The 15,339-nt window shown below is 58.9% G+C and carries 16 protein-coding genes; 5 read left to right on the forward strand and 11 right to left on the reverse strand.

The annotated features are described in order from the left end of the window. Positions 1 to 35: 35 nt before the first annotated feature. The 5 genes from MARLIPOL_RS11610 to MARLIPOL_RS11630 all read right to left on the reverse strand — a co-directional run bounded on the left by MARLIPOL_RS11610 (position 36) and on the right by MARLIPOL_RS11630 (position 3,072). On the reverse strand, positions 36 to 554 hold the full coding sequence (locus MARLIPOL_RS11610; RefSeq protein WP_012138318.1) for an Hcp family type VI secretion system effector: 519 nt from the start codon (positions 552 to 554) through the stop codon (positions 36 to 38). 206 nt (positions 555 to 760) lie between these two features. Next, a complete protein-coding gene (locus MARLIPOL_RS11615) occupies positions 761 to 1,480 on the reverse strand; it encodes an energy transducer TonB (RefSeq protein WP_012138319.1) in 720 nt (239 codons plus the stop codon). Further along, the gene (locus MARLIPOL_RS11620) at positions 1,480 to 1,890 is read right to left on the reverse strand and encodes a biopolymer transporter ExbD (protein WP_012138320.1); all 411 of its coding nucleotides are present in this window, start codon (positions 1,888 to 1,890) and stop codon (positions 1,480 to 1,482) included. Before MARLIPOL_RS11620 ends, MARLIPOL_RS11615 begins: the two co-directional genes overlap by 1 nt. Further along, positions 1,887 to 2,288, reverse strand: coding sequence for an ExbD/TolR family protein (locus MARLIPOL_RS11625; RefSeq protein ID WP_012138321.1), 402 nt, complete (start codon positions 2,286 to 2,288; stop codon positions 1,887 to 1,889). The genes MARLIPOL_RS11620 and MARLIPOL_RS11625 overlap by 4 nt, the downstream gene beginning before the upstream one ends. Beyond that, positions 2,275 to 3,072 carry a MotA/TolQ/ExbB proton channel family protein gene (locus MARLIPOL_RS11630; RefSeq protein WP_012138322.1) on the reverse strand — a complete coding sequence of 266 codons (798 nt, stop codon included), beginning with the start codon at positions 3,070 to 3,072 and terminating at the stop codon, positions 2,275 to 2,277. Before MARLIPOL_RS11630 ends, MARLIPOL_RS11625 begins: the two co-directional genes overlap by 14 nt. A gap of 212 nt (positions 3,073 to 3,284) precedes the next feature. On the opposite strand from MARLIPOL_RS11630, the gene MARLIPOL_RS11635 reads away from it, so the two are divergent. Next, positions 3,285 to 5,630: a sensor domain-containing diguanylate cyclase gene (locus tag MARLIPOL_RS11635; RefSeq protein WP_012138323.1), complete on the forward strand. Its 2,346-nt coding sequence runs from the start codon at positions 3,285 to 3,287 to the stop codon at positions 5,628 to 5,630. A gap of 12 nt (positions 5,631 to 5,642) precedes the next feature. Here the strand turns inward: MARLIPOL_RS11635 and MARLIPOL_RS11640 are convergent, their stop codons facing one another. Together MARLIPOL_RS11640 and MARLIPOL_RS11645 are read right to left on the reverse strand one after the other, a co-directional pair. Continuing rightward, complete coding sequence (locus MARLIPOL_RS11640; protein ID WP_012138324.1) at positions 5,643 to 6,404, reverse strand: sulfite exporter TauE/SafE family protein; 762 nt, start codon at positions 6,402 to 6,404, stop codon at positions 5,643 to 5,645. Positions 6,405 to 6,420: 16 nt separating this feature from the next. Then, complete coding sequence (locus MARLIPOL_RS11645; protein ID WP_012138325.1) at positions 6,421 to 7,527, reverse strand: lysozyme family protein; 1,107 nt, start codon at positions 7,525 to 7,527, stop codon at positions 6,421 to 6,423. A 52-nt stretch (positions 7,528 to 7,579) separates the two neighbouring features. Between MARLIPOL_RS11645 and MARLIPOL_RS11650 the strand changes: the two genes are divergently transcribed. Together MARLIPOL_RS11650 and MARLIPOL_RS11655 are read left to right on the forward strand one after the other, a co-directional pair. Then, positions 7,580 to 9,070 carry an amidase gene (locus MARLIPOL_RS11650; protein ID WP_012138326.1) on the forward strand — a complete coding sequence of 497 codons (1,491 nt, stop codon included), beginning with the start codon at positions 7,580 to 7,582 and terminating at the stop codon, positions 9,068 to 9,070. A 129-nt stretch (positions 9,071 to 9,199) separates the two neighbouring features. Continuing rightward, positions 9,200 to 9,817, forward strand: coding sequence for a hypothetical protein (locus MARLIPOL_RS11655; RefSeq protein ID WP_012138327.1), 618 nt, complete (start codon positions 9,200 to 9,202; stop codon positions 9,815 to 9,817). A gap of 64 nt (positions 9,818 to 9,881) precedes the next feature. Here the strand turns inward: MARLIPOL_RS11655 and MARLIPOL_RS11660 are convergent, their stop codons facing one another. From MARLIPOL_RS11660 to MARLIPOL_RS11675, 4 genes are read right to left on the reverse strand one after another with little or no spacing between them, the layout of a single operon-like run. Next, positions 9,882 to 11,018: a HupE/UreJ family protein gene (locus MARLIPOL_RS11660; RefSeq protein WP_012138328.1), complete on the reverse strand. Its 1,137-nt coding sequence runs from the start codon at positions 11,016 to 11,018 to the stop codon at positions 9,882 to 9,884. Beyond that, positions 11,015 to 12,259 carry a tetratricopeptide repeat protein gene (locus MARLIPOL_RS11665; RefSeq protein WP_228677610.1) on the reverse strand — a complete coding sequence of 415 codons (1,245 nt, stop codon included), beginning with the start codon at positions 12,257 to 12,259 and terminating at the stop codon, positions 11,015 to 11,017. The genes MARLIPOL_RS11660 and MARLIPOL_RS11665 overlap by 4 nt, the downstream gene beginning before the upstream one ends. Beyond that, positions 12,219 to 12,443, reverse strand: a complete 225-nt coding sequence (locus MARLIPOL_RS11670) for a hypothetical protein (RefSeq protein ID WP_012138331.1) — start codon at positions 12,441 to 12,443, stop codon at positions 12,219 to 12,221. Before MARLIPOL_RS11670 ends, MARLIPOL_RS11665 begins: the two co-directional genes overlap by 41 nt. Positions 12,444 to 12,456: 13 nt before the next feature. Further along, the gene (locus MARLIPOL_RS11675; protein WP_012138332.1) at positions 12,457 to 13,917 is read right to left on the reverse strand and encodes a DUF4331 domain-containing protein; all 1,461 of its coding nucleotides are present in this window, start codon (positions 13,915 to 13,917) and stop codon (positions 12,457 to 12,459) included. 176 nt (positions 13,918 to 14,093) lie between these two features. On the opposite strand from MARLIPOL_RS11675, the gene MARLIPOL_RS11680 reads away from it, so the two are divergent. Both MARLIPOL_RS11680 and MARLIPOL_RS11685 read left to right on the forward strand, forming a co-directional pair. Further along, positions 14,094 to 14,651: a sigma-70 family RNA polymerase sigma factor gene (locus tag MARLIPOL_RS11680; RefSeq protein ID WP_012138333.1), complete on the forward strand. Its 558-nt coding sequence runs from the start codon at positions 14,094 to 14,096 to the stop codon at positions 14,649 to 14,651. Continuing rightward, on the forward strand, positions 14,648 to 15,337 hold the full coding sequence (locus MARLIPOL_RS11685) for an anti-sigma factor (RefSeq protein ID WP_012138334.1): 690 nt from the start codon (positions 14,648 to 14,650) through the stop codon (positions 15,335 to 15,337). Before MARLIPOL_RS11680 ends, MARLIPOL_RS11685 begins: the two co-directional genes overlap by 4 nt. The last annotated feature ends 2 nt before the right edge of the window (positions 15,338 to 15,339 follow it).

The raw sequence follows: 15,339 nt of genomic DNA on the forward strand, positions 1-15,339 counted from the left end.
CAACGTGCTGCTTTAGTTGTTAATGAGGTGCCAAATTACGCCTCAATCGGCGAACGCCAGTCGTCCGCACCGGAAGTGCCGGCGACAGCGTGTTCCCAGGTCACTTTACGGTAGGACAGGGAAGCGGTTACCAGCTGGGTGAAGTCAGCGCTAGCGGCGTCCTGGCAGTGCGGCATGTTGCACTGGATGTCGATGATGGTGGCATCTTCCAGGATGGTGGAGAAGAAGTGCTCCTGTTTGCCCTCAACGGAGGTGCGGTACCACTTCAGCTCTACCTTCGGCAGCATTTCACCGGAAGCCAGGGCGTTGTACATCAGCGGGGTGGCCTTGTTCAGTGCAGAGGTGAACTTGAACGGCTTGTGGACGCGCTGACCGGAAGGCTGACCAGACTGTGGGTCGGTCGGAACGGTGACAACGTGGCTGAATTCCTGAACCAGCACTTCGTCTTCGTGCCCTTCCACGTAGATGTTGCCTACGGAGTCGGAAGTGAATGCGCCGGCAGTGATGTTGCCCTGGGTTTGGCCTTCGATGCTGATATAACAAGGAGTTGGCATAGTCATGCTCCATGACGTGTGAATGAATAAATGTCCCCGGGTTCTTCCCTGGACGGTCAGTGTCATAACAAGAGCTGTGCCAGAACTGAAAATACCTATAAAAACAGCAGTCTGAGGATTTTTAGAGGGTCATTGACGAGTGGCTGGGCAAGCGCTTGCTTCCGGTCGGGCGAGGGATTGCTGGCCGGGCAATAAGTTGCCCGGCTTCAGCGCAACCGGAAGCGCACCGGGAGCGCGTAACTGAAGCTCCTGCCTTGCATGGATTCAGGGACTTCGGGCAGCGGCGCTGCCTGCTCCAGCATATCCATGGCGGCCTCGTCCAGCAGGTCGTGGCCCGATGAGTTTCTCAGGGAGTGACTCAGCAGCGCGCCGTCGCGGCTGAACTCGAAGATGATGACCGGTGCGCCCTCCTGCCCCAGTCGGCGGGCGCGGCGTGGGTATTCGTAATATCGACTCAGATGGCGGCTCAGTCTGGACAGGTAATTGTCCACATCCGAAGAGTCACCGGCACTGAGCTCAACCTGCTGATCTGCGCTGCTGTCCTCGGCGTCCGCTTCGGTGGTGTCTTCGGCGTATTCCTCCGCTTCTGGCAGGTCAGACTCCGCCACCTCTTCGGGGGCGGGGTTCTTCACCGGCTCGGGTTGTGGCTCCGGTTCGGGTTCCGGCACAATTTCTGGCTCTGGCTCTGGCTCTGGCTCTGGCTCTGGCTCTGGCTCTTCAGGCTGTTCCTCAGGCTCCGCTTTGGGGGCTTCGTTACGGGGTGCCCCGGCAAGGGAGATCTTCATGGCCGGAGCGGTATTGACGGATGATTCGCCGAGGGAAGTCAGCGTCGGTACGTCCCGCGGCATCGCAACAACGACCGCAACAGCGGTGATCAAAACTGCCAGGACCAGAAACAGTCCCCTTACCTTCTTGCCTGCGACCATTACTGCGTGGGCTCCGTCAGCAGAATGACATCGGTGTAGCCGTTGTCCTCCAGTAACCGGAGTAGATCCTCCAGATCTGACATGGGTACGTCTTCGCCGGCGGCAATCTTCAGGGGTGTGGATTCGTCCGGAGCGGGAAGCCGGGTGGGCAGGGCTTCCCTGGAGATGGTTTCACCGTCGATGTGCCACCCCTTGTCCACGGAGATCATGAGATCCGCGTGGGGTGCTTGCCGGCCTTCGGCCCGGGTAGCGGCCGGAAGATCCGGTAAGGGAGTATCCGCCAGTTGTCCGGCCACGATAAAGAACAGCAGCAGCAGGAACACCAGATTGATCAGTGGCAGTAGAGAGTCTTCCACACGCTCCATCAGGGTCTTGCCGGACGTCGCCGGAGGTGGAACCAGCTCGATCACAGGCGGCTCCCGGACACCGGTGTCCGTTTCCAGTGTGCGGTAATTCCCCGATCCTTAAGGCTGCTCAGGGTCTGGGTGAAGTGATTGAGGCCGGTTTCCGGTGCGGTACTGACATTCACCTCCCGGACCCCGCTCGCGTGTAAAGCGGGCAAGACGTCTGGCAGGGTGAAGGTTTGATCTTTCCATTCCAGACGCCCGTCGGTCATGACCCGGAGTTCCGGGATCGGTTCACCGGTGGTGGGGCTGGTGTTACCCGTCTGATTGGACAGCTCCAGGAAATCTACCGGCAGCAGCCGGCTGGTGAGCATGAAGAACACCAGCAGGATAAATACGACGTCGATCAGCGGTGTGATGCGGATCGGGATCGGGCGGCGCGGCCTCGGATCAACCAGTTGCATGGACGAGATGACTCCGGGACTCGGTGGCGACTTCACGGACGGGGCGTGCAGCGGCACTGGCTGCAGGCTCCGGAGCCTCGTCAGCTGCGGAGTAAATCGTTTCTTGTTGACTGTTCGGGTCGACGGCAAGAACGCTGACCAGGGCGCCGTTGACGGTTTTGTGTATCCGGCGCAGGCGGAATTCGATCCAGGCTGCCAGGGCGGCAAAGGGAATGGCCACCACCAGGCCGGCCGCCGTGGTGGTCAGTGCTTCGTAAATGCCGCCACTGAGCTGACTGGCGTTGGCCCGACCTTCGGTTGCAGCCATGGCGCTGAAAGCTTCCATCATGCCGAGCACTGTGCCCAGAAGGCCCAGCAGTGGGGCCAGGGCGGCAATCACTTCAATGATTTTCAGTGGTGCCTCGAACGGTTCCAGGGATTGCTGCGCATCCCGCGCCGCGGTTTCCCGGACCTGTTGCGGACTGCGGCCGGCCAACTGGTTTTCCATGGTGTCTGCCAGCAAGTGGTGCAGGGGGTTGAGCCGCGACCAGAAAGTGGCCTGGTGGCGTAGCCGTTGCGGGGCCTGATCGGACAGGTTTTCTTGCCAAAAGGTAATCGCGTTTTTAAGTTTCCCGGTCAAACGAGGGGCGTAAAAGGCACCAAAAAGCATCAGATAGACAAAAGTCACTGCCCCTGCAATGGCCAGTGCAAGCAAAACCACCATCACGGGTCCGCCCATGTCTATCAGCTGACTGAGCGGTGTTGCCAGGGATTGCGGGGCGTTGGCAAGGGGAACTTCGGACATGGTTTTGCCTCGAGACGAATAAATAGATCTAAATAATAACGATTATCACTAAATATTCAAGTTTTGTAACCTGAGGTGCAATGCGGGGTCTGTTAAAATCCTGACATTATGCCGTTAATCTCAATGCTCATGTACTAACCTGTGTTTAATCATCTCTACCACTTACGGCAGAACGGGTTAGCTTGTTTCTGTCTGTGCGGAGTCGCGTCACTGTGCTGATTAAACGCTGGTTGGGTAGTCTGGTAAACCGAGCCGTCGCTTTCGTTATTCTGGTCATCTTGCTGTCGGCGCTCGTCGTCACAGTGGCGGGCACACTGGTCAGTCAGAGCGAACTGGAAAACCAGGCGAAGAATGAAGTGGTCACCATTGCCAACCTTGTGGCAGGGGAATTGGATGACAAGCTTGAGCAGCGCCTGGCTGTCCTCGCCGACATCGCCGATGGTTTGAGCATGCGCGAGGATATCCTGCAGATTCGTGCCACCATATTGCTCCGTCGTGAAATTGCCTTGCGCCACTTGTTTGATGCGTTTTACCTGATTGGTGCCGACGGCAGGATTCTTGCGGAATACCCCGAAGCGTACGCCCAGAAAGGCCGGGATGTCAGTGGTCGGGAGTATTTCAGAAGAACGGCTCGACAATTGACTCCCGTTGTAAGCCGTCCTTTTCGGTCGTTCTATCAAAATGAACCCGCGATCATGATCACTGCGCCGGTCTTCGATCATAACCGCCAGTTCATTGGCATAATCGCGGGCGGCATTCTGCTGGATGCGGATAACTTTATGGGCGACGTTGGCCGGGTCCGTATCGGCGAGTCTGGCTATGTCAGTGTCGCTACCCAGGGAGGCATTACCCTGGCCAATGGCAGGACGGGCGCCGTTATAGAGCCGGTACCTGCCAGCAGTTCTGCCCTGCAGCAGGCGATGTCCGGATTTGAGGGGGTTGTGGCCACTGAGAATGGTGATGGCGATAAGACCATCATGGCTGTGAAGCAGATGGATCAGGCGCCCTGGTTTGTCGCCGCATCGTGGCCCGCCAGGGAAGCGTTTGCTCCGGCCGCCCGCCTGGTGGATAACCTGCTCTGGGTGTTGTTGGCGGTGATCGTGACGCTGGCGCCCTTCGCGTTTGTCATGTTTCGGCGGTTGATGACGCCCATGGATGTCCTTGGACACCAGATTACCGAGCGGCATCTGGGGGTCCGCACGACGCCGGTGGACGTTACGGGCGTGCGTGAAATCCGTCAGGTGGCGGAAACCTTCAATACAGTGATGGAAGAGCGGGACGAGGTCCTGTCATCACTGGCAGAGCGGGAAGCTTTTTTCCGATCACTGACTCAGAGTGCCCCCATAGGTATCGTTCAGACCGATGTCCTGGGCAGGATTGAATTTGTTAATCCGACGTTCGAGAAAATTACCAACAGCGGTGGCAACGGGCTGCTCCATAAGTATCTCATTGCCGGGATCCATGAGGATGATCGGGAACAGGCGTTGCGGGAATGGTACTCCGCCTTGCGCAACCACGAGGTGTTCCGTGGGCGTTTCCGGCTGCTGCGTGGCACCTCCGGCGGGGCAATCTGGGCCGATGTTATGACCGCTGCCATCGAGACACCGGACAAGTCCCTCGGGACCATTACGGTCGTGCGCGATATCACCCGTGAACTGGAGGTTGAACAGGCGCTTCGGGAAGAGCAGCAGCGGGCGGACAGCATTCTCGCCGTGCTACAGGAAGGCGTACTGATGGTGGATACCGGCGGTGTGATCCGTTACGCCAACCGGGCCGCGTGCTCGTTCATCGGTGATGGGGAAAATTGCGAAAATCAGAATTTCTTCGAGCGCACCGTCATCGAAAATGAAGAACGTCAGTGGCAAGCCTCGGATTTTCTCGCGGGCGAAGACTTCGAGAGCCTGTACGTGACCCTTCGTAATGCCAGAGGGCAGATCTTTGATATCGACCTCACCATGTTGCACCTGCGCAAGGGCCATGACAACGAACGGTTGGTATTTGTGCTCCGGGATGACAGCGAACGCCGGCGTCAGGAAGAGCGGCTGTCCTGGGAAGCCACTCATGACAGTTTGACTCAGTTGCTGAATCGTCGAGCGTTCAGTGCCGCACTGATGAAATGCCTGGCCGACGTTAACGAGCAGGCGTCTGTCAGTGTGTTGATGCTGATTGATCTGGATTACTTCAAGCCGATCAATGACGAAGGTGGGCATCTGCTTGGGGATGACTTGCTGAAACGCCTGGCTGACCTGCTTAAGGACTCCGTACGCCAGTCGGATACGGTAGCGCGTCTGGGTGGCGATGAATTCGGGATTATTCTGCCGGCCTGTGGACTGAACCGTGCCGAGGTGTTGGCCGAGAAAATTCGTGCCGGTGTTCAGGCGTTGCGCATCGAGCGGGACGGGCGCTCGTTCGGTGTCACCACCAGTATCGGACTGACTGGATTGTCGCCCGGAGATTCCGGTCCCCGTGAGGTGGTGGCCCGCGCTGACGAGGGGTGTTACATCGCCAAGGCTCAGGGGCGCAACAAGGTTATTGTCGTACCGGTTCCCGAGCATTGACCCACTGTCCGTTCAAAACAAAGCTGCACTGGCGGCTTGCCAGAGAAGTCTGAGTGCCAGCACGGTCAGCAGAATGTTGAACGCCTGACTGAACAGCCGGTTGCTCATGGTCCTGAGCATGTGCAGGCCGATCCAGGTGCCGGCAAAGCCACAGGCAATCATGCCCAGAATGAACACCACCCATTCATGGAAGACGAATCCGGCAACACCAAACACCAGTGCCTTGGGGGCATGTTGCAGGCACATGGCGGTGGCAAAGGTGGCCACGGTGGTGAACCTTTCAGTATGCATCTGCTTGATAAACGCCGCGACCAGCGGGCCGGTTGCGCCCACAAACAGACTGACAAAACTGGTGACCGCTGAAGCCAGAAAGACACCGAACGGCCCAAACGCGCCTTTGGGCAGGCTCGGTCCCCAGCACAGGTACAGCACGAACAGGGCAATGGTCAGTTGCCACAGGTGTGCGGGAAGGTCCACCAGCAGCCAGGCGCCCAGCCCTGCACCGACAAGGACGCCCGGCGCAAATGCGGCGATGGTTTTCCAGTTTGTGTGGCGGCGGGCCAGGACCGCTCGTCCCGCGTTGGAACCAAGCTGGATCATGCCATGCACCGGGATAATGGCGGCGGGAGGCACCCACATGGCCATTAACACCAGTAATAACACCCCGCCGCCGGCCCCAAGGCTGGCCGTGATCATGGACGTAATGGCGGAGGCGAGTAGCAGGAACACCGCAATGTAGGGAGACAGGTTCTCCGGAATCAGGGTCAGTTCCACGAGTGTTTACCGGCGGTCAGCTGCAAAAGTCGGGGTCCTTGAGTTTCGGACTGTTGCACAGGGCTTCGGTGGCCAGTTGCACATCCGCCACATAATACAGGGAAGCCAGTCCGAACCGGTCCCTGCCCAGATTATGGAAAATCATGCCGAACGCGATATCCCCTGCCGTGTAGCTGTCATGGTGTTGGGCGAAATAGGCCGCTGGTTTTGCCAGGCTGTCATCGTCCAGCAGTGTCCTTACACGGTTGGCGCCTCCGTGATAGGCCTGCACCAGCATCAGGGTAAACAGGCGATCCTGCTTTGCTTGTGGCAGGTGGCCAAAACGTTCCTCGAATGCCGGCTGCAGGTTGCTTGCATTCTGGTGCATCAGGCGCAGAGCACAATCCATTTGCGCCAGGCGGTGCCAGTAGTTTGCGGGTTGAATCCTGCAATCTTGCAGGGCAGCCGGTGACAGCTGAAGGATGCCACGGGCGTTTGCAGCGGAGTGCGCCCGTTGACGACCACCGCTTTCAATCAGCAACTGGCCGCCGAGATAACGGATCAGGTCTCTGGGCAGGTTAATTCTCTGCTGCTGTTTGCGGGTGTTATACACATACAATAATGCATTGTGGAGGGGTTGCGGACTGTCAGCGGAGGCAAAGCTCAGATCGTCCCATGCTCCCCAGACCAGATCAGCGGGCAGTGTGCCCAGATATCGGGCCATGGCTTCGTCGAGATTGACGTGGGGTTGATCGCAGGCCAGAGCAAAGGGATAGCCCGTGGTGCCCTCGCTGCCTTGCGCCCAGGTGTCGGCACGCCCTTCTGCGGCCAGCCGGGCGCGGGTGTCATTAAGTAGCTTCTGGGTGTCTTTGCGGTCGTCGCCATCGTTCATATAGCCGAGGAACTGCCCACGCATGTTGTACAGGATGTGTCGTTCACTGTCGGAGCAGTAACCGGATTCCTTCAGCACCCAGCGCCGGATGGTGACGATATTGTCATAGACGCCCTGACTGACCCAGTAGGGCGAGCTGCGAATGATGTCTTTCCAGTCATCAACCGACTCCGAACCTCTGGCAAGAGTCGCCAGAAATACCAATGGGACAAACAGAACAGCCAAGTGGAGACTATTGAGTCTTGTCTTCATAAACGTTATACCCGTGAGTCCTCAGAGTTCAGAATAACAAATGGAAGCGACGATGAAGCAATCCGAATACCAAAAATACGACGCAGTGGCACTGGCAGACCTGATCCGACGGGGAGACGTGTCATCCCGGGAGGTGTGCGAAGCCGCGATAGAGCGTGCGAACCAGGTTGATGGCCGCCTCAATGCCATCTGTTTCCCGCAATTCCCCGAAGCCCTTGCCCAGTCATACAACAAGGAAGCGCCTTTTGCTGGCGTTCCCCTGCTGTTAAAGGATCTGGCCCAGGAACAGGAAGGTCAGCCATGCACCTACGGCAGCCGCGGGCTCAAGAACAACATTGCTCCGAGGGATTCGGAGTTCGTACGCCGAGCCCGTGAAGGGGGCTTGTTGTTTCTGGGGCGTACTGCCACCCCGGAGTTTGGCCTGAAAGCGGTAACAGAATCCACACTTTGGGGGCCATCCCGTAATCCCTGGGATACCGGCCTGACGCCCGGCGGCTCCAGTGGTGGTTCGGGCGCGGCGGTTGCCGCCGGTATTGTACCCATGGCCGGCGCCAACGATGGTGGTGGCTCTATCCGTATTCCGGCCGCCTATAACGGCTTGTTCGGCCTCAAACCTTCCCGTGGACGCATTTCTTCCGGGCCATTCGTCGGCGAGGCCTGGACCGGAGCCTCCTCGGATCACGTGGTCAGCCGCACCGTCCGGGACAGTGCGGCCATGCTTGACGTGTTGGCCGGGCCGGCGGCCGGCGATCCATTCGTGATTCCGCCGCCTTCTGAACCCTATGCGGATCTGATGCACCGGACCCCGGGCAAGCTTCGTATTGGTGTGTTCACTTCGTCGCCCTACCAGACCGAGGTGGCCCCGGAATGTGTGGCGGCGGTGGAAGAAACCGCGCGATTGCTGGAAAATCTTGGCCACCACGTGGAGTATGCGCGCCCCGAATTTGATGGCATGGCCCTGGCCCGTTGTTATCTCGGCCTGTATTTCGGCGAAGTGTCGGTGTTGATGGAGAAAGCGAAAGCGGAGTTTGGTGCCAGCGAGAATGATTTCGAGCTGGATACCCGGTTGATCGGCATGTTGGGGCGTACCCTGCCTTTACCGGAGTATGTCAGTCGCCGCCAGCAATGGAATGATTTCTCCCGCGCACTTGGGGCGTTTTTTGGTCAGTTTGACCTGTATCTGTGCCCGACCACTGGCCAGCTACCGGCGAAAATCGGGGAGTTGGACACACCGTCTCACCTGCAACTAGCCGCCAAACTGATGCTGGCCCTGAGAGCCGGAAAACTGGTGCACAAGAGTGGTCAGGTCGACCAGATGGCCATGGAAAACCTTGCGCGCACGCCCTTCACCCAATTGGCTAACCTGACGGGAACCCCGGCAATGTCCGTGCCTCTGCACTGGACATCGGCGGGCCTGCCGGTCGGTGTCCAGTTCGGAGGTGCCCATGGCAGCGAGGGGTTGTTGTTCCAGCTGGCTGCCCAGCTGGAGGAAGCCAATCCCTGGTTCCCCCAATACGAGCGGCTGGTGGAAGGAGTCAATTGAAATCCCGGTGTGTGATCCGACCCGGCCAATTCCACGTTTATCTTTATAGCCGGAACAGGCTATGCTGTAAGTCAGGAAGGCCTCAGTCTTCCTGACAGACCCTGATGGCATCGAGGAGGCGAGCGTCTTATGAACCAACCGATGGCAATCGACGAACTGGTATCTGTAGCACAGGCCGAGGCCATGGGGGAGCTTGATGCCCCGATGATGGCTATTGTCCTGTCCAGTGAACAAAGCTACGACTTGCCCATCAATTCCCTTGAAACCGATGCCGACAAGGCCCGCTGGGGGTTAATCCTCCGAGCTGCCCGCGAGCATGTAGAAGCAGACGCCGTGGCGGTTCTCTATCCCGCCTGGACTACTATTCGCCACAAGAAACCCGAGAACGAGACTGCGGATGCAGCCGAGGCAATGCCCGAAGATAGCGGTGAGGAGGCTGAGCCGTCAGACCCCATCGATACACTGTTCGTGCAGTTGCATACCCGTGACCACGTCTATTGGCGGGGGTTTGAACAAATCCGGGATCCCAAGCACCAGCGCATCATTGGATTCCGTCGCATCAAGGCCCTGTCGACGGACTACAAGCGTGATGAAGCGCCGTCCGTGACAGCCTGGTTGAGCACTTTGTTCGAACCGTTGCCGGATGAAGGTGAAGAAACCGAGGTGGATCGCGAGCTGGCAGATTTGTTGGAGGAACCGGAAGTGAGCGCAGCGCTTTATCCCAGGCAGATGCGTGCCCTGCACTGACCCTTCCTGAACCGCAAACGTTATGGAGAGCGCCCGCCGGCAGTGATGCCGCCGGGCGTTTTTGCTAGATAGCCGAGGCGCGTTCAGCCACCCAGTACAGGCTCAGGGCTCCGACCATCAGCAGCATCGCGGGTACGGCGGCACGCTCGTAGAGTCGGAAACGGCCGCAGAAGTACAGCAACGGGAACAGTACCACCAGCAACATCAGCTGTCCCAGTTCCACGCCCAGGTTAAACCCAGCCAGAGCGACCACTGTCTGCGATACTCCGGATGTCAGATTCCCCAGCACACTGGCGAAACCGAAGCCGTGAATGAGACCGAACCCGAAAGCCAGCTTCCAGGTCTTGTGGCCGAGGATTGGCCAGAACACGTTCAGGGCCGCGACGGCGATGGATAAGGCAATGACGGTTTCCACCCAGGCAATGGGCAGTGTCACGATATTCAGTGCCGCCAGCGCCAGGGTAACGGAGTGCGCCACGGTGAAGGCAGTGACGATACCCACCAGTTCCAGTAATCGGTTTCTCAGATCGCGACCTCGAGGGGCTTGCGTGGAACGGCGGGGTTTCAGCGGCAGGGTGGGCGGCAGCATCAGTACCAGCAGGAACAGGATATGATCGAGACCGATCAGCAGGTGGATAATGCCTTCGTAGAGAAACGTGGTAAACAGTTTCAGGCTATTGCCGAAGGTCCCAGTGCTGGTGCCCAGAGACATTGTCCGGTCATCGGGCGCCAGCACACCCAGGCGCTCGCCCTGGCTGTTTGTCACGCTCACCAGTGCCCGATGCAGGGGATCCTGCTCAAACAGCAATGAATAAGTGATGGACTCCGGTACCTGGCTGTCCGGACAGCTGACCTGGTAGCGCCCCGCAGCGTAGGGACCATCGCTGTGGCGGGACACGCCCCACTGCCTGCCGGTCAACTGGCAGGGTCCGCTGCCGTTGCTGAGTGTCAGGCCCTGATCAACCAGGCGGGTGATAGCCTCTCGCCCCTTGCGAACCTCGGCTCCGCTGAGCTTGCCATCGCCATTACTGTCCAGGGGCAACACGAGAGCGAGATCCCGCAAGGCAAGATCAATGCGCACCTGTGCCTGGGTTGGGTCCACATAGATAAAACTGTCGCTGGCCTTGTGAGCCCATGCGGGTAGTGCGATCAGCATGAGCACGGCAATGCAGGCTGTCATTCGGTGAAGTGCCGGGATCATGAGCGCGCCTCCGGATACCGGGCATCACGCTGGTTATACTTTTCCAGCCAGGCCCTTATGTCGGCCAGTACCGAGTCGTCACCGGCTGCTCTGGCCGCACGAAGCAGCAGTCTGGTGTCCAGAGGTTCCCGCTGGTCCCGCCAGTTGGCTCTGGCGTGTATCAAAGCTGTTTCCGCATCTTCTTCAAGGTCGAGGGCATAGCGCGCGAAGTCCCGCTGGTGCAGCAGCGTGCCGCGCCACCGGGCTTCGGCAAAGCGTTCCTCCAGCATTGCGGAGAGTCGGTCGGCGTCGGCATGTTGATGGCGTTTCATCGCTATGGCGCGGATAACGGCGAGGGAGTCCACCCGTTCGTAAGCGTTCGTCAGTTCTATCACCGCTTCGTTTTTGCCACGTTCCAGTAGCCAGTCTGCCAGCTGGGTCCGTGTGTAAAGGTCGTCTGGTGCCAGCATTAGTACCTGGCGCCAATGGGTTTCCGCCTGGGGCTTGCCAAGTTGTGCGGCGATATCGGCGAGGGTGCCTTCGGCCCAGATCCGGCTGATGGTGTCGCCGGCAAGGGAGCGGTGTGTCTGCGCCTGCAAGGATTCGTAAGCGGTTTTTGCGTTGCCGGTTCTTGCCTGTGCCTGGGCCAGGCAGCTGGCGGCGATCAGTCCGGGAAAATCGTTCGCCAGTTGCCGACAGTGGGCATGTGCGGATTGGTAGTGGCCTTGCACCAGTTCCAGATTTGCCAGCGTCAATCTGGCCTGGCTGGCGAGCCGTTGATTAGTGTTGGGTGAATTGAGGACAGCGGTCAGCTCCACACGGGCAGGTTCAAAACGGTGAAGGCTCTGGTTGAGTGTGGCGCGAAGGATCTTCAGCCGGTCTGTCATCCTGTCCTCTGGCCAGCGCTCGAACAACCCCTGGGCATAGCCAAGGTAGCGTGGGTCCCCCTGAGCGCGTGCCTGCGTCAGATATTCCTGGATCCGGTCTGCCAGTGCCGGGGCGGTCCCGGGCAGGGTGTCGGGTGCCAGTGCTTCTGATGGCAGTGTGATCAGTATTTCCTGGTCGTCAAACTCTGTTTCAATCGCAGCGGGGGCTGCCAGTGCCGTTTCCAGGGTCAATGCTGTGACCAGCGCGACGATGGAAAAAGCCCTGCGCCGAAGCGCAGGGGGTAGGGCCGTCAGCCAAGGGTCGGCGTCAGACTGACGGCGGAGCCCGCAGGATTCAAAACAGGTCGTCGTACGCCTGTTTGTTGTCCTTGTCATTGAAGCTGAACTCCAGTTCGTTGATGTTAACCGCGTTGCGGTCGTCGTCCGTCTGCTTGATTTCTTTTTTCACGAACGTGGTGAAATCAAGTGACAGGCCCAATCCCCGGCCATTGCTGGAACCGTCAGAACAGCCAGCCAGTGCCAGTACGGCGATCAGGGCAATCCCCATTCGGAGTGTCATGGTTGTCCCTCCCTCAGATATCGTTAGGTGAACCCGCGATCGGCGTCGCCAGGTATGGGAAGGTGGTTCTCAGCTCCGTTGGGTCCAGCTGCACACCGTCGGTGTATTCCAGGTCGCCATTGGGCGCGTCGGCCGGATCTGCCAGTACGCCCATAGCGACGCGTAGGGAGATGTCGACGGTATCATCAACCGGACGGCGACCGTTGGGGAAGCCGGCATTATCTCCGCCGAGTACACCGAGATCGTTTTGGGCCCCGGGCGCCGTGGTAGCAATGTTCGGATTCAGGCGCAGCATTTCGGATGCGGTGACACCATCCGGACCGTTCAGGTCAGGCACACCGGTCAGGAACGCTGTAATCAGATCGTTCCGTGGGAAGTTGTTGGGGGCGGTTACACCAAAGAGGGCCTCCAATAGCTCGGGCAGTGTCGGGTTGGTCACATAGGTCAGGAACTGACCATCATCCTTGGGTTCGCTCGCATTAAAGCCATCTTTGTCCTTCAGGCCGATAACCACTTCGTTGACCAGCGGCATACCCAGTCGCGAGACCTGAGCATAGGCTCCGCCTTCCACGGTTGCACCTTTGCCGTTGGCAGCCGGTGCCGGATTGATGACGCGGGCCTGACGCACGCTGGCGGTGGTCCAGCCACCAATGACCGGGTCACCCGAGGCTGTCTGGGCCGTGCCGGTCAGGCAGGTGGTCGGAACCTCCAGAGCGAAGGAGGTGATGTTTTTGTCCGCCAGATCCCCCGCGCCTTCGCCATTTCGAGGCCCGACCGGATTGGTGTTGACCAGGTCGAAAATCTCACCCAGATTCACCGCAAAGGCTTCTTTGCGCTGACCCACGAATACCCGGCCTTCAGTACCGCATCCGGGAATCGCAACATCAAAGATGTGCTGGTCGGCGTAGGCTTCGTAGTCACCGAAGGATTTTCCGCCTATGTTATCCAGAGGCTTGGCGAACGTCTCCATGCCCGTAGTGGCATTGGTGGCGACCTGCTTTGTGCCTGTGCGGCGATCGCCACGAATAACGGTGACGGTGTACTCCTGTCGCATCTGCACGTTGGCGTTGTCGGTGGCGTCGCCAATGTTCTTCAGCGGCACGGAGACCATTTCTCCCCCGACATCCAGCTGGATGTCATTCAGCACATCCTGCATCTGGAATCGGAAGGTGATGTCTTCCTGGGCATTGCCAGAGTTATCGATATGAATCTCGTAGATGGCGTCCTCGTCCAGGTCGAAGTAGTTGGGGCCGCCGTACGCGTCCTGAAGCGGGAGGTAGTTGGCGATCAGGGTGACAAAGTTTTCCCGACCGCTTTCGTAGCTTCGGAACATGTAAAAGTCGGTGCCATCAACCTTGGGAACTTCGGTGATGAACGGCGCCTCGCGGTGGCTGGAGGCAGAGGCTGTACCTGCTGTCAGACAGATCCCGGCAATCGCGAGAGCGAGGCCGGAGCGTTTAATTACTGTGTTCATTCCGCTTTCCTCATCTATTGTTGGTGTTGCATACGGAGAAACGGCACGGCTTTGAAAAAAGATGCAGGCCGCACGCAAAAAATTGAATGGGTGTAACCTGACGCCGATGCATCCTGACCGGACCGGGGGCCGTAGTAGGCAATAGGTCAGTGAAAGAACGAGGTGTGGAGACCACAATGATAAACACAGAAGTAGAACAAGAAGAGCTGATGACGTTGCTCGTGGCTGTTGCCCGTAGCGATCGCCAGGCGTTCCAGCGGCTGTATGAACGAATTGCAGCCCGGATGTTCGGGTTGTGCTTCAAGCTGGCGGGACAGCAGGAACTGGCGGAGGAAGCCTTGCAGGATGCGTTTGTGCAGATCTGGCATCACGCCGGGGAGTATCACAGTGATCGGGGGTCACCGTTGAGCTGGATGTTGACCATTGCGCGCTACAGAACTCTGGACTTGATGAGGGCAAGGACCGTAAGACGAACCGCCGGGGATGAGCGCCTTGAGCATCTGGAGGACCCCCGCAGCGGGCCCCTGGACCACTCATTGCGACGTGCCGGCGCTGAGCAGCTGACTGGCTGCCTGGATGAGTTGAGTGACGTCCAGCGGGACAGCATCCTGTTGTCCTACTACCGTGGGCTCACCCACGATGAGCTTGCCCAGGCGTTGAGTTCGCCTATTGGCACGGTCAAAAGCTGGATCCGTCGTGGACTGATGGCGTTGAAGAGGTGCCTGGAACGATGAAAAAGACGCCGGAAAGAATTGAAAGTCTCGCGGCTGAGTATGTCCTTGGTTCGTTGAAGGGCAAGGCCAGAAACCGCTTTGAGCGCTGGATGATGGAGTCGGGACGGGTCCGGCAGGAAGTCTGGTATTGGGAGGAAAAGCTCGGTCAACTGGGTGATCGGGTGCTGGAACGGGAGCCCCCGGAATCCGTGTGGCTGGCGATCCAGCACAGACTGTGGCCCCAGCAAGAGAAACGTCCTGCGCCCAGGCAGGCCGCAAACCGGATCTGGCCGGCCTGGGGCATGCTGGCGACGGCGGCAGCACTGGTTTTGGCCGTCATGCTGGTTCAGCAGCCCTCGCCGGAGCCGACGTTGTCTGGCGCCATTGTTCAGTCGGATGTCAGTGATCCGTTGTGGTTGGTGAGTGAATCCGGTCGCGATAACCGTCTGCGGTTGAGGTCTGTGGCCGCGACCTCGGCCGAGACTGGCAAGGACTACGAGTTGTGGATTGTGCCGGACAAGGGCGATCCGCTGTCACTGGGCGTGATTCCGGTGGGCGACATCTTTCAGGTGGAACTTACGGACGAAGCCCGTGAAACCCTTAGTCAGAGCCGTACCCTGGCGATCAGCCTTGAGCCGCGCGGTGGTTCGCCAACCGGCAAGCCGACCGGCCCGATCCTGCACGTCACCAAGCTATACGAGCTGTGACT

The sequence above is a fragment of the Marinobacter lipolyticus SM19 genome, from assembly GCF_000397065.2.
In the GTDB taxonomy this organism is placed as follows: Bacteria; Pseudomonadota; Gammaproteobacteria; order Pseudomonadales; family Oleiphilaceae; genus Marinobacter; species Marinobacter lipolyticus.

Coding starts and splice junctions, on each gene's coding strand:
- MARLIPOL_RS11610 (WP_012138318.1), bottom strand. CDS start 554: ATGCCAACTCCTTGTTATATCAGCATCGAAGGCCAAACCCAGGGCAAC.
- MARLIPOL_RS11660 (WP_012138328.1), bottom strand. CDS start 11,018: ATGATCCCGGCACTTCACCGAATGACAGCCTGCATTGCCGTGCTCATG.
- MARLIPOL_RS11650 (WP_012138326.1), top strand. CDS start 7,580: ATGAAGCAATCCGAATACCAAAAATACGACGCAGTGGCACTGGCAGAC.
- MARLIPOL_RS11645 (WP_012138325.1), bottom strand. CDS start 7,527: ATGAAGACAAGACTCAATAGTCTCCACTTGGCTGTTCTGTTTGTCCCA.
- MARLIPOL_RS11625 (WP_012138321.1), bottom strand. CDS start 2,288: ATGCAACTGGTTGATCCGAGGCCGCGCCGCCCGATCCCGATCCGCATC.
- MARLIPOL_RS11680 (WP_012138333.1), top strand. CDS start 14,094: ATGATAAACACAGAAGTAGAACAAGAAGAGCTGATGACGTTGCTCGTG.
- MARLIPOL_RS11655 (WP_012138327.1), top strand. CDS start 9,200: ATGAACCAACCGATGGCAATCGACGAACTGGTATCTGTAGCACAGGCC.
- MARLIPOL_RS11615 (WP_012138319.1), bottom strand. CDS start 1,480: ATGGTCGCAGGCAAGAAGGTAAGGGGACTGTTTCTGGTCCTGGCAGTT.
- MARLIPOL_RS11670 (WP_012138331.1), bottom strand. CDS start 12,443: ATGACACTCCGAATGGGGATTGCCCTGATCGCCGTACTGGCACTGGCT.
- MARLIPOL_RS11675 (WP_012138332.1), bottom strand. CDS start 13,917: ATGAACACAGTAATTAAACGCTCCGGCCTCGCTCTCGCGATTGCCGGG.
- MARLIPOL_RS11630 (WP_012138322.1), bottom strand. CDS start 3,072: ATGTCCGAAGTTCCCCTTGCCAACGCCCCGCAATCCCTGGCAACACCG.
- MARLIPOL_RS11665 (WP_228677610.1), bottom strand. CDS start 12,259: ATGACAAGGACAACAAACAGGCGTACGACGACCTGTTTTGAATCCTGC.
- MARLIPOL_RS11685 (WP_012138334.1), top strand. CDS start 14,648: ATGAAAAAGACGCCGGAAAGAATTGAAAGTCTCGCGGCTGAGTATGTC.